At 67.6% G+C, this 19,427-nt stretch carries 20 protein-coding genes; 16 read left to right on the forward strand and 4 right to left on the reverse strand.

Annotation, left to right across the window (positions count from 1 at the left end):
- The first annotated feature begins 112 nt into the window (after nt 1-112).
- The 13 genes from ACWF5H_RS12430 to ACWF5H_RS12490 all read left to right on the forward strand — a co-directional run bounded on the left by ACWF5H_RS12430 (nt 113) and on the right by ACWF5H_RS12490 (nt 12,590).
- A complete protein-coding gene (locus ACWF5H_RS12430; RefSeq protein WP_452037207.1) occupies nt 113-796 on the forward strand; it encodes an HD domain-containing protein in 684 nt (227 codons plus the stop codon).
- Between the two features lie 142 nt (nt 797-938).
- Nucleotides 939-1,733 (forward strand): IclR family transcriptional regulator, encoded by a 795-nt coding sequence (locus ACWF5H_RS12435; RefSeq protein WP_452037208.1) that lies wholly within the window; start codon nt 939-941, stop codon nt 1,731-1,733.
- A gap of 192 nt (nt 1,734-1,925) precedes the next feature.
- On the forward strand, nt 1,926-3,200 hold the full coding sequence (locus tag ACWF5H_RS12440; RefSeq protein ID WP_452037209.1) for a cytochrome P450: 1,275 nt from the start codon (nt 1,926-1,928) through the stop codon (nt 3,198-3,200).
- Between the two features lie 5 nt (nt 3,201-3,205).
- Complete coding sequence (locus ACWF5H_RS12445; RefSeq protein WP_452037211.1) at nt 3,206-4,396, forward strand: PEP/pyruvate-binding domain-containing protein; 1,191 nt, start codon at nt 3,206-3,208, stop codon at nt 4,394-4,396.
- A gap of 115 nt (nt 4,397-4,511) precedes the next feature.
- Nucleotides 4,512-6,380, forward strand: coding sequence for a PEP-utilizing enzyme (locus tag ACWF5H_RS12450; protein WP_452037213.1), 1,869 nt, complete (start codon nt 4,512-4,514; stop codon nt 6,378-6,380).
- Nucleotides 6,381-6,475: 95 nt separating this feature from the next.
- The gene (locus ACWF5H_RS12455) at nt 6,476-7,279 is read left to right on the forward strand and encodes an SDR family NAD(P)-dependent oxidoreductase (protein ID WP_452037215.1); all 804 of its coding nucleotides are present in this window, start codon (nt 6,476-6,478) and stop codon (nt 7,277-7,279) included.
- A gap of 25 nt (nt 7,280-7,304) precedes the next feature.
- The gene (locus tag ACWF5H_RS12460; protein ID WP_136787059.1) at nt 7,305-7,625 is read left to right on the forward strand and encodes a 2Fe-2S iron-sulfur cluster-binding protein; all 321 of its coding nucleotides are present in this window, start codon (nt 7,305-7,307) and stop codon (nt 7,623-7,625) included.
- A gap of 79 nt (nt 7,626-7,704) precedes the next feature.
- Nucleotides 7,705-9,021, forward strand: coding sequence for an NAD(P)/FAD-dependent oxidoreductase (locus ACWF5H_RS12465; protein WP_452037369.1), 1,317 nt, complete (start codon nt 7,705-7,707; stop codon nt 9,019-9,021).
- A gap of 40 nt (nt 9,022-9,061) precedes the next feature.
- Nucleotides 9,062-9,832, forward strand: a complete 771-nt coding sequence (locus ACWF5H_RS12470; protein WP_452037216.1) for an HD domain-containing protein — start codon at nt 9,062-9,064, stop codon at nt 9,830-9,832.
- A complete protein-coding gene (locus ACWF5H_RS12475) occupies nt 9,829-11,373 on the forward strand; it encodes an aldehyde dehydrogenase family protein (protein ID WP_452037218.1) in 1,545 nt (514 codons plus the stop codon). Before ACWF5H_RS12470 ends, ACWF5H_RS12475 begins: the two co-directional genes overlap by 4 nt.
- 163 nt (nt 11,374-11,536) lie before the next feature.
- The gene (locus ACWF5H_RS12480) at nt 11,537-11,890 is read left to right on the forward strand and encodes a DMT family transporter (protein ID WP_452037220.1); all 354 of its coding nucleotides are present in this window, start codon (nt 11,537-11,539) and stop codon (nt 11,888-11,890) included.
- Nucleotides 11,890-12,207 carry a DMT family transporter gene (locus ACWF5H_RS12485; protein ID WP_452037222.1) on the forward strand — a complete coding sequence of 106 codons (318 nt, stop codon included), beginning with the start codon at nt 11,890-11,892 and terminating at the stop codon, nt 12,205-12,207. The genes ACWF5H_RS12480 and ACWF5H_RS12485 overlap by 1 nt, the downstream gene beginning before the upstream one ends.
- A gap of 74 nt (nt 12,208-12,281) precedes the next feature.
- Complete coding sequence (locus ACWF5H_RS12490; RefSeq protein WP_452037223.1) at nt 12,282-12,590, forward strand: hypothetical protein; 309 nt, start codon at nt 12,282-12,284, stop codon at nt 12,588-12,590.
- A 142-nt stretch (nt 12,591-12,732) separates the two neighbouring features.
- Here ACWF5H_RS12490 and ACWF5H_RS12495 read toward each other — a convergent pair whose 3' ends face one another.
- Complete coding sequence (locus tag ACWF5H_RS12495; RefSeq protein ID WP_452037224.1) at nt 12,733-13,620, reverse strand: TspO/MBR family protein; 888 nt, start codon at nt 13,618-13,620, stop codon at nt 12,733-12,735.
- Complete coding sequence (locus tag ACWF5H_RS12500; RefSeq protein ID WP_452037225.1) at nt 13,617-14,264, reverse strand: DedA family protein; 648 nt, start codon at nt 14,262-14,264, stop codon at nt 13,617-13,619. The genes ACWF5H_RS12495 and ACWF5H_RS12500 overlap by 4 nt, the downstream gene beginning before the upstream one ends.
- Nucleotides 14,265-14,310: 46 nt before the next feature.
- On the opposite strand from ACWF5H_RS12500, the gene ACWF5H_RS12505 reads away from it, so the two are divergent.
- The 3 genes from ACWF5H_RS12505 to ACWF5H_RS12515 all read left to right on the forward strand — a co-directional run bounded on the left by ACWF5H_RS12505 (nt 14,311) and on the right by ACWF5H_RS12515 (nt 15,962).
- Complete coding sequence (locus ACWF5H_RS12505; RefSeq protein WP_452037226.1) at nt 14,311-14,829, forward strand: O-acetyl-ADP-ribose deacetylase; 519 nt, start codon at nt 14,311-14,313, stop codon at nt 14,827-14,829.
- Nucleotides 14,830-14,954: 125 nt separating this feature from the next.
- Nucleotides 14,955-15,356 carry a hypothetical protein gene (locus ACWF5H_RS12510; RefSeq protein ID WP_452037227.1) on the forward strand — a complete coding sequence of 134 codons (402 nt, stop codon included), beginning with the start codon at nt 14,955-14,957 and terminating at the stop codon, nt 15,354-15,356.
- A 126-nt stretch (nt 15,357-15,482) separates the two neighbouring features.
- Nucleotides 15,483-15,962, forward strand: a complete 480-nt coding sequence (locus tag ACWF5H_RS12515; protein WP_452037228.1) for a DUF4383 domain-containing protein — start codon at nt 15,483-15,485, stop codon at nt 15,960-15,962.
- On the opposite strand, the gene ACWF5H_RS12520 is transcribed toward ACWF5H_RS12515, so the two are convergent.
- A complete protein-coding gene (locus ACWF5H_RS12520) occupies nt 15,948-16,922 on the reverse strand; it encodes an RluA family pseudouridine synthase (protein WP_452037230.1) in 975 nt (324 codons plus the stop codon). The two genes, ACWF5H_RS12515 and ACWF5H_RS12520, sit on opposite strands and share 15 nt — an antisense overlap.
- A 171-nt stretch (nt 16,923-17,093) precedes the next feature.
- Nucleotides 17,094-19,046, reverse strand: a complete 1,953-nt coding sequence (locus ACWF5H_RS12525; protein ID WP_452037231.1) for a DUF6541 family protein — start codon at nt 19,044-19,046, stop codon at nt 17,094-17,096.
- Nucleotides 19,047-19,427 lie beyond the last annotated feature (381 nt).

The following is a 19,427-nucleotide window of genomic DNA, read 5'->3' on the forward strand; positions in this document are numbered from 1 at the left end:
TCCCGTCCCCGGCCCGGCCCGGCGCCTCCCGCCCCGGCCCGGCCCCCGTCCGCTTCCGCCCAGCGGGAACCTCGGGTTGCTCGGGGCTGCCCGGACCGGCATGCTGTGGAGCATGACCAAGCTGCAGCCTTCCGGAAACTTGTTCGGCCACGACGTCAGTGCCGCCATCGACGCTGAGCCGGACGGAGTGCTGCAGCTGGATGAGCATCTGGCGCGGATCTGGGAGCAGGCCGCGCCGCTCCTGGCCGTCCGGGACAATGACGCCCACACGCTGTACGCGTTCGGCCTGGCCCAAGCCATGTTGGCCGCACATCCGGAGGCCGACGCCGGCGTCGTGCTGCCGGCGATCATGCTGCACGACATCGGCTGGTCCCAGGTGCCGCCGGACGAGGTGCTCTCCGCCATTGCCCCCGGCGGCGGCCGGTCCGACCTGGTGCTGCTGCATGAGAAGGAAGGCGCCCGGCTGGCGGCGGGAATCCTGGCGCAAACCGGCCACCAGGCGGAGCTCATTCCGCGCATCCTGGAGATCATCGACGGGCACGATTCGCGCAAGGAGGCGCTCTCCATCGAGGACGCGATCGTCAAGGACGCGGACAAGACCTGGCGGCTCAGCCCGCACGGCCTCGACACGGTGATGGAATGGTTCGGGCTGGACCGCGGCCAGGCCCTGCGGCTCTGTAGCCAGCGCGTGCTCGGCCACCTGTTCACCGCGGACGCGGAGGCGATGGCCCGGGCTTTGTCCGCGCTGGAATCGGCCACCCTGTGGCCGCAGCGTCAGGCGCTGCTGGCGCGTTAGGCGCGGTGCCGGCCGGTTGCTGCTAGGGCGCTAGACTCGTTGTCGGCCGGCCGCCACCAGGGCGCCGGCGGTGGAGCGCGGATGGAATGACGACGGCGGTGCCCGGCTCCGCGGGTCCGCCTGCGGAACGTGGGAGGCAGCTATGGCCGGCGGAAGTCGCGAAGCGGGGCGTTCGGTCACCTCCCGGGTGCTGGCCATCCTGGAAGCCTTTGAGCAGTCCCGGGCCGCGCTGAGCCTGACCCAGATCGCCGAGGGCTCGGGCCTGCCGCTGAGCACCACGCACCGGCTGGTCGCCGAACTGACGGACTGGGGCTTCCTCTCCCGCGGCGCCAACGGCCGGTATCAGTTGGGCATTCGGCTGTGGGAGTTGGCGCAGAACGCAGGCCGCCAATTGCGCGATGCCGCGCGGCCGTTCGTGCAGGACCTGTTCTCGCTCACCGGAGAAACGTCGCAGTTGGCCGTCCGGGAAGGCCACGAGGTGCTCTACATCGAGCGCATCTACGGCACCAAGCGCGTCCCGCGTGCCTCCAGGGTGGGCGGACGGCTGCCGATGCATGCCACCGCCGTCGGCAAGGTCATCCTGGCGTATGAGGAGGAATGGGTCCGCACCGCCTATCTGAACCGGCAACTGGAGCGATCCACGGCCCACACCCACATTGTTCCCGGGCTGCTGGCCGAGGAACTGGACCAGATCCGCGAGCAGGGTTATGCCACCACGCTGGAGGAAGTCCGGCTGGGGTCCTGCTCCATCGCCGTGCCGGTCTTCCACACCGGCAGGATTGGCGCCGGACTGGGGCTGGTGCTGCTGACCTCCCAGGCCGGGACGATGACGCGGCACCTGCCTGCCTTGCGCGGGGTTTCGGCGCAGATTGAGCGGGCCACCGCGCATATCCCGCTGGAGTCGCTGCTGGGCAGCCATGCCGCGCGGAAAACCTAAACGGCCCGCGTCGACGACGGCGCAACACCTGGGCGCGCCCGGCCCAACAAGCAAGAGGCAGTAAGCACTATTGGTTTCCACTCAGTGGAAGCAGTAGATGTGCGTCACAGGTGATGTAGGCAACACTGGAGTCAGATCAACCCGCTGAAGTCGGAAACGGCTGCCGCGGGAGCCGACCCCAAGGAGTTCCAGATGTCATCCTCAACCGAAACGGCAGCTTGTCCGTTTGGCCACGGTGCCCAGGCCCCTGCCGGACACCACGGCTACGAGCCGTTCCAGATGAAGGACCCGTTCCCGGCCTACGCCGAGCTGCGGAACGAACAGCCCATCATGTTCGACGAGCGGGTCGGCTACTACGTTGTCTCCCGCTACGACGACATCAAGGCCGTTTTCGACGACTGGGAAACCTTCTCCAGTGAGAACGCCCAGGCCCCCGTGCGCAAGCGTGGCCCGCAGGCCACCAAGATCATGGAAGAGGGAGGCTTCACCGCCTACTCGGGCCTTTCCGCCCGTCGGCCGCCGGAGCACACCCGGATCCGCGCGGTGGCCCAGAAGGCTTTCACCCCGCGCCGCTACAAGGCGCTGGAACCGTTCATCCGACAGAACGTGGTGGACCAACTGGAGACGATGCTGGCCCGCCCGGAGCACCGCGGTGAACTGGTCAAGGACTTGGCCTACACCGTTCCGACGGTCACCATCCTGACCCTGATCGGCGCCGACGTCTCCCAGGTGGACACGTTCAAGCGCTGGTCCGACTCCCGCGCGGCCATGACCTGGGGCGACCTGAGCGACGAGGAGCAGATCCCGCACGCCCACAACCTGGTGGAGTACTGGCAGGAGTGCCTGCGCCTGGTCCGCGTGGCCCATGAGGAAGGCGGCGACAATCTGACCGCCGACCTGGTCAAGGCGCAGCAGGACGGCGCGGAGATCAGCGACCACGAGATCGCCTCGATCCTGTACTCGCTGCTGTTCGCCGGGCACGAGACCACCACCACGCTGATCGCCAACTCGCTGCGCGTGCTGCTGGCCCGTCCGGAGCAGTGGCAGCAGCTGGTGGAGGAGCCGAAGAAGATCCCGGCCGCCATCGACGAGGTGCTGCGTTTCGCCGGTTCGATCGTCGGCTGGCGCCGGAAGGCGCTCAAGGACACAGAAGTGGGCGGAGTCAAGATCCCGGAGGGCGGCGAACTGCTGCTGCTGATGGGCTCCGCCAACCGCGACGCCGCCCGCTTCGAGGACGGCGAGGAGTTCGACATCTCCCGCGGCAACGCCCGGGAGCACCTGTCCTTCGGCTTCGGCATCCACTACTGCCTGGGCAACATGCTGGCCAAACTGCAGGCCAAGATCGCGCTCGAAGAAGTGGCGCGGCTGGCACCCAACCTGAAGCTGGAGAGCCCGGAGGGCATCGAGTTCCGCGAGAACATCTCCTTCCGCGTCCCCGAAACCGTTCCCGTTAGCTGGGAGGCCTGAACACCATGCACAGCAATGAATTCATCCAATTTTTCGACGGCGGCGTCGAGCCCAAGCTCGAGAACCTCGGCGGTAAGGGCGCATCCCTGGTCACCATGACCTCTGCCGGCATGCCGGTGCCCCCGGGCTTTGTGGTCACCACCGCCCAGTTCGACCGCTTCATGCAGGAAGCCGGCATCACCGGGCACATCCACCAACTGCTGGCCGGCCTCGACCCCGAAGACGTTGCCCAGGTGGACACGGTGTCCGCCGCCATCCGCGAAGACATTTGCTCCCGGCCGGTTCCGGCCGACATGCGCGCCCAGACCATTGAGGCCTACGAGGACCTGATGTCCCGCTTCGACGAGCCGGTGCCGGTGGCAGTCCGCTCCTCAGCCACCGCCGAGGACCTGCCGGATGCATCCTTCGCCGGCCAGCAGGACACCTACCTGTGGCTGGAGGGATTCGCCGCCGTGGGTGAGCACATCCGCAGCTGCTGGGCGTCGCTGTACACCTCGCGCGCCATCATCTACCGACTGAAGAACAACATCCCGAACGAGGGCCTGTCCATGGCCGTGGTGGTGCAGAAGATGGTCAACGCCAAGGTCTCGGGGGTCGCCATGACGCTGGATCCGGCCAACGGGGACCGCTCCAAGATCACCATCGACGCGTCCTACGGCGTGGGCGAGATGGTGGTCTCCGGGCAGGTCACGCCGGACAATATCGTGCTGGACAAGGTCACGCTGGTCTCCGTCTCGGAACACGTGGGCGATAAGCACGCCGAACTGGTTCCGGATGCCTCAGCCCGCAGCCTGGTGGAGCGGGAAGTGGACGTCGAACGGCGCTCCCGCCGCTGCCTGACCGACGACGAGCTGAAAGCCGTCGCCCAGATGGCCAAGCGGGCGGAGAAGCACTACAAGTGCCCGCAGGACATCGAGTGGGCGCTGGACCACGACCTGCCCGACGGCGAGAACCTGCTGCTGCTGCAGTCCCGCCCGGAAACCGTGCACTCCGCCAAAAAGTCCGCTGCCCCCGCGGCAACACCGGGCGCCGGCGGCTACGCCTCGGTGCTCGGCGCCGGCTTCGCTTCACCGAAGGCCCCGGACACCGCCGGCAACCCAGCCTCCGGCACGCCCAACGCCGGCAACACCGCCTCCGGCGCGTCAGGCTTCAGCCTGGGCAGCATCACCGCCTCGCTGACGAAAGCCTCCCTCTGATCGTTCCACTGCACCACCGTTCCACCGTTTCCACTGCGTCACCAGCAAGGTTCCACCGTTCCACCGAACCGCCCACTGAAGGCTCAATGCAGAGCCCTCCACCGAAAGGACCGCAATGTCCATGAAGTCCTTCCCGAAGCCGTCCGAACTGCCGGTGCCCGCCGGCGCCGAGGGCTGGGAGAAGATCTACCCCTACTATCTGGTGTTCCAGGACAAGCTCAAGGAGCAGGAAGACGCCAAGTTCTGGTTCTGCGACAGCCAGCACTGGCCCACCGTCTTCAAGCCGTTCGAGACCATCGGCGGTGAGTTCGCGGTCAAGTGCCTGGGCCAGTACAACGCCCGGCACCTGATGATTCCCAATGCCAACGGCATCGAGTTCCGCGTGCACCTGGGCTACCTGTACATGTCCCCGATCCCGGTTCCCGAGGACCAAATCGGCGCGCGCGTGCCGCATTTCGAACAGCGGGTGGGCCACTACTTCCAGAACTGGGAGGAACTGCTCAAGCAGTGGCACGTCAAGGTCCGCGGCACCATCGACGAGATGGAGACCCTCTCCTTCAAGAAGCTGCCGGACATGGTCCCGATGGACGATATCACCACGGGCAAGGCGATGGACGGCTCCGAGGTGCTGCTGGAGAACTACGACCGGCTGATCCAGCTGGCCTACCAGAACTGGCAGTACCACTTCGAGTTCCTGAACCTGGGCTACATCGCGTACCTGGACTTCTTCAACTTCTGCAAGGAAGTGTTCCCGAACATCCCGGACCAGTCGATCGCCACCATGGTCCAGGGCGTGGACATGGAGCTGTTCCGCCCGGACGACGAGCTCAAGCACCTGGCCAAGTTGGCGGTGGAGCTGGGCATCCAGTCCGCCTTCGCCAACACCGACGACGTCGATGCCACCTTGGCCACGGTCCGCGCCTCCGCGGGCGGCGAGCGCTGGATCGCCCGCTACGAGGAAGCCAAGGACCCCTGGTTCAACTTCACCGTGGGCAACGGCTTCTACGGGCATGACAAGTACTGGAACGAGCACCAGGAAATCCCGCTGGGCTACATCGCCGACTACATCCGCCGACTGGACGAAGGCCAGAACATCATGCGCCCGGTCGCGGAGCTGGTGGCGGAGAAGGAACGGATCGTGGAGGAATACCGCGACCTGCTTGAGGGCGAGGCCCAGACGGTGTTCGACGCGAAGCGCCAGCTGGCAGCCACCGCGTACCCGTACGTGGAGAACCACAACTTCTACATTGAGCACTGGACCATGGGTGTCTTCTGGCGCAAGATCCGCGAGCTCTCCCGGATGATGCACGCCGAGGGCTTCTGGACCGAGCCGGAGGACCTGCTCTACCTGAACCGCAACGAAGTCCGCGACGCGCTCTTCGATCTGGTCACCGGCTGGGGCGTCGGCGCCGAGCCGATCGGACCCACCTACTGGCCGGAGGAAATCGAACGCCGCCGCGGCATTGTGAACGCGCTCAAGACCGCGCGTCCGGCTCCGGCGCTGAACACTCCGCCGGAAATCATCACCGAACCGTTCACCCGGATGCTCTGGGGCATCACCACCGAGCAGGTCCAGCAGTGGCTGGGCGAAGGCGAGGAAGTCGAAGGCGGCGGACTGCGCGGCATGGCCGCGTCCCCGGGTGTGGTGGAAGGCTACGCGCGGGTGGTCCACGATTCCGACCAGCTTGCTGAGGTGCAGCAGGGCGAGATCCTGGTGGCCACCGTGACCGCGCCGAGCTGGGGGCCGATCTTCGGCAAGATCAAGGCCACCGTGACGGACATCGGCGGCATGATGAGCCACGCCGCGATTGTCTGCCGCGAGTACGGGCTGCCGGCGGTGACCGGCACCGGCTCCGGGTCCACCACCATCAAGACCGGCCAGCGGTTGCGGGTGGACGGTACCAAGGGAACCGTGCAGATCCTGGACGACGACGCCGCACCGGCCGTCGCCGGTCCCGGGGCGCACAGCGACAGCCACGTCTGAGCACCCGCGCCCCTGACGGGCGCTCCCAGTGCCGGGTCGGGCGAGCCCCGTCTCGGGGCCCCGGCCCGGCACATCCCAACAGGAAAGTTAGACCAATGACACAGCCTCCACTGGACGCCGCTGCCACCCCCGGCGGCGGAAACCGCACCGCGGGGTCCGGCATACGGACCGTGCTGATCACCGGCGCCGCCGGCGGACTCGGCCGGGCCTTCGCCCTGGGCTTCGCGTCCCGCGGCTACCGGGTGGCGGCGGCCGACACCAACCTGGCCGGCGCCGAGAAGACCGCCGCGCTGGTTCGTGAAGCCGGTGCGGAGGCGGAGGCCTTCGAAGCCGACGTCACCGACGTCGCTTCCACCGAGGCCCTCGCCCAACGGTGCGCCGACTTCGGGCAGGGGAGCATCGACGTCGTGCTCAACAACGCCGCCATTTACGCCACGGTGACCCGGACTCCGTTCGAGGAGATCGACCCGGCCGAATGGGACCTGGTGATGAATGTGAACCTCAAGGGCCCGTGGCTGGTGACCCGCGCCGCGAGCCCGTACCTGCCCGACGGCGGCCGCGTGATCAACTTGTCCTCCGCCACCATCTACTCCGGCTCGGAGCAGTGGCTGCACTACGTGGCGTCGAAGGGCGGCGTGGTGGCGATGACCCGGGTGCTGGCCAAGGAACTGGGCCGGCGGAACATCACCGTCAACGCGATCGCGCCCGGCTTCACCCTCACCGAGGCCAGCTACGGGCTGATGGAGAACGCCGAGAACTACGGCGTGGACCGAGGCGCGCTCAAACGCGCCAGCCAGCCCGAGGACATTGTGGGCGCGGCGCTGTTCCTGGCCGGGCCGGACAGCTCCTACATCTCCGGACAAACCATGGTGGTCGACGGCGGCCGCCAGTTCATCTAGGTACTGCAAGTAAGAAGGAGAACCCATGCCTACGGTTCATTTCACCGACGCTGAAGGCGCCGTCCGCGACGTCGAAGGCAACCCCGGCGACTCGGTCATGGAGACCGCGGTGCGCAATGGCGTGCCCGGGATCGTCGCCGAATGCGGCGGCTCGCTGTCCTGCGCCACCTGCCACGTTTTTGTCCGCGAGGACACCCTCGACCAGCTTCCGGAAATGGAAGAAATGGAAGACGAGATGCTCTACGGCACGGCCGTGGACCGCGAGGACAATTCGCGGCTGTCCTGCCAGCTCAAGCTTTGCGAGGGCCAGGACATGTACGTCACCACCCCGGAAACCCAGGTGTAGAACCATGGATACCACCACCACAACGACGGCGGTGCCCGCCGAGGCGGCGGACGGCGCCGTGCGCACGGGGCTGCTGATCATTGGCGCCAGTGATACCACCACCACAACGACGGCGGTGCCCGCCGAGGCGGCGGACGGCGCCGTGCGCACGGGGCTGCTGATCATTGGCGCCAGCCAGTCCGGCGTCCAGCTGGCCGTATCACTGCGGGCGCTGGGCTTCGACGAGCACATCACGCTGCTGGGCGAGGAAGACCACCGGCCCTACCAGCGACCGGCTCTGTCCAAGGAGTTCCTGCAGGGCACGGTGGAGAGCGAATCGCTGATCTTCCGCTCCAACCAGTACTGGGACGACCACAACGTGGCCCTGGTCAAGGGCGAGCGGATCGAGCGGATCGAGAAGGAAGCCGACGGCTCGGGCGTGGCCCACGCGGCCTCCGGCGCTGAGTTCCGGTTCCGCCGGCTGGCCCTGACCGTGGGCGCCCGGGCCCGCAAGCTGCAGGTGCCCGGAGCGGAGTTGGACGGCGTGGTGTACCTGCGCAACGCCGACGACGCGCTGGCGTTGAAGGCCCAGCTGGATGGCGTGCAGGACGCCGTGGTGATCGGCGGCGGGTTCATCGGGCTGGAGGCCGCCTCCAGTCTGCACAAGATGGGCAAGAACGTCACCGTGCTGGAGTACGGGCCGCGGCTGATCGGCCGGGCCGTGGGGGAAGAAACCAGCGAGTACTTCCTCACCGCGCACCGCGGACGCGGCCTGGACATCCAGCTGAACTCCCGGATCCAGGAACTCGCCGCCGCAGACGGCGGCGGCCGGGTGTCCGGCGTCGTGCTGGAGGACGGCACCGTGGTGCCCGCCCAGCTGGTGCTGGTGGGCATCGGCGTGGTGCCGAACACCGAGCTGGCCGAACAGCTGGGCCTGAACGTGGACAACGGCATAGTGGTGGACCGGCACGCGCTGGCCTCGGACGGCACCACGGTGGCGGTGGGCGACGTGGCGAACATGCCGAACCCGCTGCCGGGCTCGCCGGAGGGCGAACGGATCCGGCTGGAGAGTGTGAACAACGCGATCGAACACGCCAAGGTTGCCGCATACTCGCTGATGGGCCGGCGCGAGGACTACGCGGGCATCCCGTGGTTCTGGTCCAACCAAGCTGACCTGAAACTGCAGATCGCCGGGCTCACGCTCGGCTACGACCAGACCGTGGTCCGGCGCGACGATGAGCGCGGCAAGTTCTCCGTGCTGTACTACCGCGGCGGCCAGATTATCGCCGCCGACTGTGTCAACGCGCCGCTGGACTTCATGGCGGTCAAGAACGCCCTGGCCAAGGGCCAGAACATCCCCGCGGACGCCGCAGCGGATCCCGCCGTCGTCCTCAAGACCCTTGCGACGGACGGCTGAGAAGACCAACCGGACCGGCCGCACCCTAGGAGACCTACCCATGAGCACCCCCGAGACGCAGACCCCGGACACCGACACCAACGCCCCCGCCACGCCCCTCGCCGAACCGGCCGCCCACGCGGATGACCCGCGGGCCGCAGCTTTCGCGGCCGACCATCCGGTCCGGCCGCTGCCGGCCACCGGGACCGTGGACACCACGCCGATCTCGACCACCCCCGCTGCGGTTGGCGATTTGGATGCGATCTGGCAGGCGGTGGTGCAGGAGACCCGCAGCCGCGGCAACGACATCCACCTGCCCATCTCGCTGGCCTTCGCGGAGCGGCTCTGCCGAGCCTACCCGGAGGCCGATGCGCAACTGGTCCGGGTGGCCATTCTGCTGCACGACACCGGCTGGGCGCACGTGGACGAGGAACGGATCCTCTCCGAAGGATTCACCGGCGACTGGCGCAAGGCGGCCATCCGGTTCGAACACGAGGCCGAGGGCTGCAAGGTGGCCCGCCGTGTGCTGCCCGGCCTGGGCTACGCGACGGAATTTGTTGACCGGGTCTGCGAGATTATCGACGGGCATGACACCCGACACGTGGCGTATTCGCTGGAGGACGCCCTGGTCCGCGACGCCGACCGGCTGTGGCGGTTCGACCATGCCGGCATCGCGCTGGCATCGACCTGGTTCGGCATGACCCCGGACGTGTACACCGACCGGCTGGGTGTGGAAATCATTCCGGAACTGATCACCGAGGCCGCATTGGCGATGGGAACCGCGGACCTGGAGCGTTCCAGGGCACTGCTGAAGACAGGAGTCATCCGATGACCACCACGCCGCACAGCACCGCCGCGGCACCCGGGGGAGCCCCGGCGTCGTCCGCCGCGGCCGCCTTCGCCGCCCGCGAGGCTCTGGACCTGCCCTATACCCATGTGGACGACGTGTTTGTTGACGGCGCGTGGGTCCCGGCGCGGGGGACCGGCCGCAATCCCGTGACGGACCCGGCCACCGGACAGGTGTGGGGATCGGTGCCGGACGGGACTGTTGAGGACGTCGACGCCGCGGTGGCCGCGGCCCGGCGGGCCTTCGACGCCGGCCCGTGGCCCAAGCTGGCGCCCTCCGAGCGTGCGGCCTATCTGCTGCGGATCGCGGACGAGGTGGAAAAGCGGGCCGGGGCGTTGTCCCTGACCAATACAAGGGAGAACGGCTCGCCGGTCTCCGAATCCTCCGGTGCCGCGGCCAATGCGGCCGGAATCTTCCGCTACTTCGCCACGCTCGCGGAGTACCTGGAACGCGAGGACGTGCGCCCGTTCCCGCGCGGCGGCGGCGAGTCAGTGGTGCGCCGCGACCCGGTAGGGGTGTGCGGGCTGATTGCGCCGTGGAACTTCCCGATCAACCTGATGGTGATCAAGCTGGCGCCCGCGCTGCTGGCCGGCTGCACGGTGGTGATGAAGCCTGCATCGCCCACGCCGCTGTCCTTCCGGCTGATCGTGGATGCCGTGGCCGCCGCGGGCGTGCCGGCCGGGGTGGTCAACCTGGTCACCGGGTCCGGCCGGCTGGGCGACACCTTGGTGAAGCATCCCGGCGTGGACAAGGTGGCGTTCACCGGTTCCACCCCGGTGGGCCGCAAGATCGCGGCGGCGTGCGGGGAACTGCTGCGGCCGGTCACGCTGGAACTGGGCGGCAAGTCCAGTGCCGTGGTGCTCGAGGACGCCGACCTGGACGAAATGTCCAAGGTGCTGGTGCGCTCCTGTATGCGGAACACCGGACAGACCTGCTACATCTCCACTCGCATCCTGGCCCCGGCCTCGCGTTACGACCAGGTAGTAGACATGGTGACCGCGACCATCGCCGCCGGCGTGCAGGGCGACCCGCTGGATCCGGCCACCGTGTTCGGGCCCGCGGCCACCGAGTCGCAGTACCGCACCGTGCTGGACTACCTGGCTTCCGCCCGGTCGGAAGGCGCGCGCGCCACTACCGGCGGACAGGCGGCACGGCTCGGCGGCGGGCTGGAAGGCGGCTACTTCGTGCAGCCCACGGTCTTCGCCGACGTCACGCCTGAGATGCGGATTTCCCGGGAAGAGGTCTTCGGGCCGGTCATCTCCGTGTTGAAGTATGCGGACGTGGACGATGCCGTGACACTGGCGAACAACACCGAGTTCGGCCTGGGCGGCATCGTCTTCGGCCGGGATCAGGATGCCGCGCTCGCGGTTGCCGACCGGATGGATACCGGCTCGGTGGGCATCAACTTCTTCGCCTCCAACCACTCCGCCCCGTTCGGCGGCCGGCACGACTCCGGTCTGGGCACCGAGTACGGGATCGAGGGGCTCAACGCCTATCTGAGTTACAAGTCCATCCACCGCCGCTAGGCCGCGCGCTCCGACGGGTGCCGCGTGGCGTGGAATCGGGCGCGGCACCGTCGTTGCGGGCTGGAAGAGGACTTCTGCAGCCTTGCGGTCAGCCCAGTCTCCCGCGCGCCCTGATTGTGCACTGGGCAACGAAACCTGCTCTGCTGGTGGGGGAGGTTGATAAGTGAAGAACTGGCTGCTGCTTGCGGGCGCGATCGTGTGTGAGGTGGCGGCGTCGTTGTCGCTGAAGGCAGCATTGGGCGCCCCGGCCCTGTATGTTGTGGTCGTCGTCGGCTACGTGGCGTCGTTTGCCTTTATCGCCGCCGTCCTGCGGGCGGGGGTGCCGGTGGGCGTGGCCTACGGGATCTGGGGTGCGCTGGGCGTTGCCCTGACGGCGGTCCTGGCCGCTGTCCTCTTCCACGAACCGCTCACTACCCTGATGCTGGCCGGCATGGCGCTGGCCGTCGCCGGAGTAGTGCTGGTGCAATGGGGGGCAAGCCGGGCCGCGGCGCGTACCTCCGAGCAGGCCGCATCCTGATGGGGTGGGTCTTCTTAGCCGTCGCGATCGTGGTGGAGGTGGCCGCGACGCTCTCGCTGCGGGCCAGCATCGACGGACACAAGGCATGGCTCGCGGCCGTGGTCGCCGGATACCTGATTGCCTTTAGCTGCCTGTCGCTCGCGCTGCGTGAAGGACTGGGGCTAGGGATGGCCTACGGCATCTGGACCGCCTGCGGGGTGGCACTGACCGCACTGATCGGCAAGTTCCTCTTCGACGAGCCCCTGACCAAGCTGATGGCTGCCGGGATCGTGCTCATCGGCGTCGGCGTGCTTCTGATCCAACTCGGATCGCACTGACCCCCTCCGATCCGCGGCCCTGACGGCGCCGACGTCCGCTGAACCCTCCGGCGCGACGCGGCTAGAGTTGAGGGATGCCGTCCTTCCGCGCCCAGTTGAACATCACCGGCCTGAAGCCCGGGAACAAGCCGGAGGCAGTCATGGAAGCTGCGGTGGCGGCCGTTGGATCGGCGCACATCGTGGAGGCCAACCAGCTGGACGTAGTCGCCGGCGTCCCGCGGATCACCGTCCGGTTCACCGTGGACGCCAACGCCTACGCCGCCGAAAACCGGCAGGCGCTGCAAGCCGGCGCGAACATGCGCCACGTCGTCGAAGAAGTCGCCACCACGGCCAGGCTCGCGGTGCTGCGGCGCTCGCGCGGTAAATGGGCGCCCGTCGGCTGAGACCGTTCTGGAGACGTCCAGCGCCAAACCCGGACGCCGCCGGTGAAACCCGGCCAGCCGCCCGCGGAATCCGGGCGGCCTCCCGCGGAACTGGACTCTCCCACAGAACCCGGCCGTCCGCCGTCGTTGTTGCCCTGCCTGCTCAGTCCAGCGGTTCACCGCGGCGCAGCGCACGGCGTTCCGCGTGGCCCACCTGGAAATGGCGGGAGATGCCGCAGACCAGCACAAAGAACAGCCCGAAGCCGGCGGCCATCGCCACCGGCGCGGACTCCGGCTCGCCCAAGAAACGGTCGTAGGTCAACCAGCCCAGCCCCCACGCAAGGGCCAGCACGGCAGAGATCCGGCCGCGGCCGGTCATCGCCATCACCGCTCCGGCCAGCGACACAAAGGCCACCGCGATAACAGCCCAGACCTCGCCTTCCCAACCCAAAAAGTCGATCTCGCGGACGGTCAGCCAACTGCCGGCATTCAGGGCAGCAGCCAGCAGGACCCAGCCGGCGTAGAGGCCCAACGGCCCGTCCACCAGCAGCGCGTCCACCCGGTAGGGCGAGGGATAGCGGGACAAACCGTCGATGACCCAAGCCAGCGCGGCCACCAGCATCAGAATCAGGACCAGGGCCAAGCCGACGTTCCCCGCTTGGGCGGCCAAAATCCAGGCCGCGTTGAGCAGCATCGAGGCCGCCACCGCCCAGCCGATGGTGCGCTGGCGCTGTGACGCGCGGTCTGCAGGCCACCACTGGAAGATGGTGTAGCCGAGCAGGCCCAGATAGATCACGCCCCAGATGCCGAACGCCCGCGATTCCAACGCCAGCAGGGTGAAGTCCGGGGCAAAGGCGCCGGAAGCGGCGTCTATGATCGCGGTCCCGCCCAGCAAACCGGCGCCATGCAGACCGGCCAGCAGGCAGAGCAGCAGCGAAGCGGTCACCGCGCATTGTCTGGCCAGGTCCGTCGCCAGTGCGGCACGGATGCGGAGAGCCAAGGGCTTCGCTGACTTGATGACGGGCTGGACCAGGTCAGTTTCCGGTTTCACTCGGCTCCTAGATCGGGAACGGGGTTGGCGGCGGGCTCACGGACCGGGATCGCGCTGCGGCTGCTGTTGCGTCGCCGGAAGCCGATCACCATGGCGATCACCGAGCCCACCACAATGCCCACCCCGGTGCCGATCAGGACGTTGACCCAAAACGGGAACACGGACACGCGCCCGGCGGCGAAGCCCAATCCGATCATCCACGTGGCCCACAATGCTGAGCCGGCGGCCGAGGCGAGCAGGAACGGCTTGAACGGCACATCAGCCAAACCGGAGGCCGCAACCGCCGCCGTCCGGCCGCCCGGGATGAAGCGGGCCGCCACAACCGCAGCATAGGTGGAGGATTCGCCGGCCTTGCTCAGCGCCAGCGTGACTCCCCGGTCAATCCTCCGGCCCCAGCTATAGCGATTAAGCCAGGTGTTGATGCCGCGCTGGAAGAGCAGGAACAGCAGCAGGTCGCCAAGCCAGCTGCCCAGCATCACGGCCAGGAACACCAGCGGCAGGATCAGTTCGCCGTTGGCCAACAGCGTGCCGCCGCCGATCACCATGAATTCGGACGGAGCAGCCGGCACCGCGGCGTCGAGGATGACCAGCAGCACAGTCATGGGATAGTACACCCACTGCAGCGGCCCCTCGGGAATCTCCATCAGCCCAATCTATCGGGAATTGCCACCCGGTGGCAGACTGGCAAACGTGGAGATCCGCATCCTCGAAGGCGACATCACCCAGCGTCAGGTGGACGCCATCGTAAACGCCGCCAACTCCAGCCTGCTAGGCGGTGGCGGCGTGGACGGAGCCATCCACGCGGCAGCCGGCCCGCAATTGCTTCAAGCATGCCGCCGACTGCGCGCCACCGATCTGCCGGACGGACTGCCGCCCGGCCAAGCGGCTGCCACCGAGGGGTACTTCCTGCCGGCCAAATGGGTGATCCACACGGTGGGGCCCAACCGACGCGCCGGCCAGACCGACCCGGAACTGCTGGCCGGATGTTTCCGCGAATCGCTGCGGGTCGCCGATGAATTGCGAGCCGAGACGCTGGCCTTCCCGGCGATCGGCGCGGGCGTGTACGGCTGGGATGCGGAGACTGTCGCGCGCCGGGGGATCGGCCAGGTCTTGGAGTACGACGGCGGTCTGCAGGTGGTCGAATTCGTGCTGTTCTCTGCCGGGCTCGCAGAGACCTTCCGCCGGGTGCACTTGGAATTGTTGGGTTAGCACTGCGCCGCCCGCCGACGTCACGGCACCAGAATCCATTTCCCTCCCGCTGAACAGTCTGCTTAGTATTGACGCAAGCGGTCGAGGACCGTCCTGATGTTCGTTTCTGGGGGAGCTGTATTCGCATGGGGAACGAGTCCTACGGTTTGTCCGGCGCCGTGACCATTCTCTGTAACGTGCCGTGCCGCTGGGATGCCGAACGGACCCTGACGCTGACGATTGTTGAGTTGCTGCCCAACCGGATCATCGCGCGCTTCCGCGGTGAGGATCCATTGGTTTCCTGGCTGTTGGCCCGCGCGCAGATGACCGCAGTGGATGACACCGGGCGCTGTTTCACGCAACTCTACGAGGTCAGCGGGGATCGGGACCTTGAGGACATCGTCAGCGTGGTGTTCGAAGGCGTGCCGTCGCCGGATGCCCGGACGCTGGCATTCCATGTTGACGGCAGGTGGGAGCCGCTGGCTGTCATGGCGTTGGATCCGCTCGCCGAAGCCGGCGCTTACAGCGAGACGTTGGGCGCGGGCTGATTCCGGGTCGGGCGGGCCCCTCTTAACTCCTAAGCAGCCTTATTGTATCGTTGTGTCTGTCAAGAGCCACATCTACCGGCGCCGCAAGGCCCAGGCTGGCTGACGGCGCCAGACGGGAAGATTGCCATGACCGCTGAGCGCAACGTCCAGACCCGCCGTGCGGGCAGGACTCCTGTCCAGTTGGCGGCGATGATCTTTGGCGCCGTCTTTTTGCTGGTGGGCATCCTGGGCTTCATCCCCGGGATCACCTCAAACTACGACCAGATGATGGCCGCAGGGCACCATTCCGAGGCGATGCTGCTGGGTGTTTTCCAAGTTTCCATCCTGCACAACATCGTCCATCTCTTGTTCGGTATCGCGGGACTGGTTCTGGCCCGAACCATCCCAGGTGCGCGCAACTACCTGGTGTGGGGCGGTGTGATCTACTTGGTCCTCTGGCTGTACGGACTGTTCATTGACCAGCAGAGCACCGCAAACTTCGTGCCCCTGAACTCAGCCGACAACTGGCTGCACCTCATCCTGGGCGTGGTCATGCTTGCCCTGGGACTGCTGCTGACCCGTAGGCGGGAGACGCACGTGCAAGGTACCGCTTCAGGCCGCGCCTAATGATCCAAACAATCCATGCTTCGAGGCGTCGCCAGCGTCCCCCGCGTGGGCGGGGCCTCGGACCGGCCACTCGGATAACTCCAGCCGGCTCCGGTATTCCACCGGTTCGCCGCTGATCGGGTCGGTAAACGAGATCCCACGGGCCAACAGTTGCAGCGGCCGCTCAAAGTCGTCGGGGGCCTGGTCCAGCAACACTGGGTAGAAGGGGTCGTGCAGGATGCCGATGCCCAGCGAAGCCAGGTGTACGCGCAGCTGGTGGGTCTTTCCGGTATGCGGTTCGAGTTTGTAGCGGCCCATCCTTCCGCGCTGTTCCAGCAGCTCGATCCGGGTTTCGGTGTTGGGTTCGCCGTCGACCACTTGGGCCAGCAGGTAGGTGCGGGACTTGGTCATCCGGTTCCGCACCGTCTGCGGAAACTGCAGCTGCGGATCCACCGGCGCGATGGCCTCGTATTCCTTCTGCACCAGGCGCTTTTCGAACAGCACCTGGTATTTGCCGCGGGTGGCGGGGTTGGTGGAAAAGAGCAGCACCCCGGCGGTGAGGCGGTCCAGCCGGTGCATGGGAATCAGGTCCGGGATATCCAGTTGGCGGCGCAGCCGGACCAGCGCAGACTCCTGGATGTACGTGCCGCCGGGGGTGGTGGGCAGGAAGTGGGGCTTGTCCACCACCAGGATGTTCTCGTCCTGGTGCAGGATGTTGATCTCCACCGGCAGCCGCTTTTCCCGGGGCAAGGTGCGGTAGTACCAAATGAAGGTGTGGGCATCCAGCGGAGTGGTCCGGCTGAGCACGGTGCCGCCCTCGCCCACGATCTCGCCCCGGTCGAACCGGTCCATGATGCCGTCCGGATCCACGTGGCCCCAGCGGTGCAGCATGTAGTCCATCGCCGTTTCCCACGGGCCCTCGCCGGGCAGGCGCAAGCGGGTGGCGTTGACGCCGTCGCGCACCGGGAGCGGGGATTCCATCACCCATCAAGGGTACCGGCTGACCGACGCCCGAGAACCGGCACCGGTGCACGCCCCACCCCGGCCCTGCGGCGGAACCGGCCCTGGCGGCGGAACCGGGACGCGGACGGACCCCGACGCCCGAGAACCGGCACCGGTATGGAACGGGCTCCGGATTGGAACCGGAACGGTTCAGGGACAACCGGTGATCTGATAGAGCTTCGCATCGCCTTCGGAGTCCACCAGTTTGAAGCCGTTGGCCTCGGTCAGCTCCTGCAGGCCCGGCACCGAGGATTTCTCGCCGGGGTGGACGGAACGGTTGCCGAAGTCCAGCACGAACTGGACGTTTTGTGACTCCACGGCAGGGCAGACCGCAGGATCGGTCCGCATCTCGTCCAGCTTGTCCATGATCAGCTTGCCCTCCACGCTGGGGGACGTGGTTCCCGAAGGGACCAGCGCGCGGCGGCCGGTATAGGCGTAGGACAGCGAGGCCCCGGTCAGCGGGTCACCGGCGATCACAGCATCTTCGGGGACCCGGTCGGGAATCCGCTTGATCAGCGCGAGCTCGTCGAGGGTGAGCAACTGCGAACGGTCCGAAAACCGGTACTTGGCGGCGGCTTCCGAGATGCCTCGCTGCACCGCGAACATAGGCACTACCGCGAGACTGATGACCACCAGCACGCCGGTGGCGGCGGGGCGGATCCACGCCGGCGCCTTCTTCTCGCGGCGGGCCAGCGAGGCCCGGAAGAAGGAGCGCGCCGTTCCTGCCAGCGCCACACCGCCGATGGATGCTATCAGCAGGCCGGCCACCGGGAGCATGGCGCTGATGCGGAAGAAATCGTTGTACCAAATGCCGGCCACCCACCAGCGCAGGGCGGGCACCGCCTGCAGGTTGCCGATCACGTACAGGGCAGCGCCCACCGCATACATCCCCAGCGCAAAGCGGTTTTTACGCAGGTTGAACACGACGGCGGCGCCCACGATGGTCAAGATGGTCGCCAGAATGGAAATGGGTCGGCTAAGCGGCGAATTCAGCAGCACCTCGCCCAGCGCCGCCGCGGCATTGCCCATGTTGTCCCAGTTGGCGCTGCTGCTGCGGGCCGGGCGCAGGGTGATCCACAGCGCCACCAGCACCACCAGAAAGGCGCCGGTGCCCAGCCAGGCGCGCAGCCGCCGTCGTTGTTCTGTGGCGCGCAGTGCCGGGTAGGCGGCCGCGACGACCGGCGGCACGGAGAGCGCCAGCAGCCCCATGATCGTGGCCGGATGGGACAGCGCCATGCCCGGCAGCAGCCCGATTAGCAGCAGCACGTTGCCTTCGGTGGACACGCGGGTGTGCACGCCCAGGCGGAGCAGCTGGAACACCACGCCCAAGGCGGCCGGCAGCATGGCGATGGAGAGCATGAACGGATAGACGACGCCGAATTCCAGCAGCAGGTAGGGGAAGCTGCTGTAGGAGAGCGAAACCACGGCAGCGACCAGCAGCGGCATGGTGCGCTCGCCGGTGATCCGGCTGACCATGAACAGGCAGCCGGTGCTCCAGATACCGGTGATCAGCACCAGGTTGGTGATGTTGATGGCGGACGCCGGCTGCAGCCCGGCAGTGATCATCACTAGCGAGACCACGTCGTGCCAGCCCGCCGGGTAGAACACGCCCCGGTCGGTGGTGCCCAGATAGCCCAGTGTCAGCGAGGAAGCGTTACCCGAGTCGGAAATGTAGCGCAGCGCGTTGAGATGGAAGATGTTGTCGTGCGACTGCGCGATGTTGTCCGGGGCACCGAAGATAAAGATCATCGCTGCGGCCAGCGGCACCGCGGAGACCGCCCAAGCCAGCGCCACCGAGCGCCAGGGAGCCGGGACGTTCGGCCTCTCGGGATCCCGGTGCAACCGGTGGCCCAGGCTGCGGCGGAGCAGCCAGAGCATGGCGGCGACAATGACGGTGACGGCCAGCAGTTGGGGCCAGGCCCAGCGCAGGCCGACCAGACGCCCGAGTTCGGCGGCGAGCACGATGGCGGTGACGCCGAACGGGCCGGCCAATGCCACCAGGGACAACCGGCGCAAGCCGAGCACGGCGCCCCACAGCAGGCCGGGTCCGAAGACGAGGACGATGGCCACCAGCACCGCCGGAATCGTCTGCAGCCAGCTCATGGGCCCCCTTCGTCTGTTGTCGTCACCATATTACGGTTCGTACCGCGCGGCCGACGCCGCGACGGCGGGCAAAGGGTTGCGCGGGCTTAGCGGCCGCGGCAGATCTGAGCGGCCGGGGGAGATCCGCCGCCGCCGGGGTGGATCCTCGGACGGACGGCTCCACGAGGTCGGGGGAACGCGCCGAGATCTCCCCGCATAATCCCCGATCTGGACGCCAGGTGGTGATCTCGACACGACGTCGGGGGTTGCGGAGGGTGATCTCGACGGCAGCCACTGACCTGGGGCGCCGAGGGCCGGCGCTGGGGCTGCCGAGGGCCGGCACCGGGGCGCCGGGTTCCGGCATAGGCCTGCCAAGCGGCGGCCAAGAGGCCTCCGCGAGCG

Source organism: Arthrobacter sp. NPDC055138 (assembly GCF_053607305.1).

Coding starts and splice junctions, on each gene's coding strand:
- ACWF5H_RS12450 (WP_452037213.1), top strand. CDS start 4,512: ATGTCCATGAAGTCCTTCCCGAAGCCGTCCGAACTGCCGGTGCCCGCC.
- ACWF5H_RS12445 (WP_452037211.1), top strand. CDS start 3,206: ATGCACAGCAATGAATTCATCCAATTTTTCGACGGCGGCGTCGAGCCC.
- ACWF5H_RS12490 (WP_452037223.1), top strand. CDS start 12,282: ATGCCGTCCTTCCGCGCCCAGTTGAACATCACCGGCCTGAAGCCCGGG.
- ACWF5H_RS12500 (WP_452037225.1), bottom strand. CDS start 14,264: ATGGAGATTCCCGAGGGGCCGCTGCAGTGGGTGTACTATCCCATGACT.
- ACWF5H_RS12455 (WP_452037215.1), top strand. CDS start 6,476: ATGACACAGCCTCCACTGGACGCCGCTGCCACCCCCGGCGGCGGAAAC.
- ACWF5H_RS12515 (WP_452037228.1), top strand. CDS start 15,483: ATGACCGCTGAGCGCAACGTCCAGACCCGCCGTGCGGGCAGGACTCCT.
- ACWF5H_RS12520 (WP_452037230.1), bottom strand. CDS start 16,922: ATGGAATCCCCGCTCCCGGTGCGCGACGGCGTCAACGCCACCCGCTTG.
- ACWF5H_RS12525 (WP_452037231.1), bottom strand. CDS start 19,046: ATGAGCTGGCTGCAGACGATTCCGGCGGTGCTGGTGGCCATCGTCCTC.
- ACWF5H_RS12470 (WP_452037216.1), top strand. CDS start 9,062: ATGAGCACCCCCGAGACGCAGACCCCGGACACCGACACCAACGCCCCC.
- ACWF5H_RS12475 (WP_452037218.1), top strand. CDS start 9,829: ATGACCACCACGCCGCACAGCACCGCCGCGGCACCCGGGGGAGCCCCG.
- ACWF5H_RS12430 (WP_452037207.1), top strand. CDS start 113: ATGACCAAGCTGCAGCCTTCCGGAAACTTGTTCGGCCACGACGTCAGT.
- ACWF5H_RS12440 (WP_452037209.1), top strand. CDS start 1,926: ATGTCATCCTCAACCGAAACGGCAGCTTGTCCGTTTGGCCACGGTGCC.
- ACWF5H_RS12435 (WP_452037208.1), top strand. CDS start 939: ATGGCCGGCGGAAGTCGCGAAGCGGGGCGTTCGGTCACCTCCCGGGTG.
- ACWF5H_RS12485 (WP_452037222.1), top strand. CDS start 11,890: ATGGGGTGGGTCTTCTTAGCCGTCGCGATCGTGGTGGAGGTGGCCGCG.
- ACWF5H_RS12460 (WP_136787059.1), top strand. CDS start 7,305: ATGCCTACGGTTCATTTCACCGACGCTGAAGGCGCCGTCCGCGACGTC.
- ACWF5H_RS12510 (WP_452037227.1), top strand. CDS start 14,955: ATGGGGAACGAGTCCTACGGTTTGTCCGGCGCCGTGACCATTCTCTGT.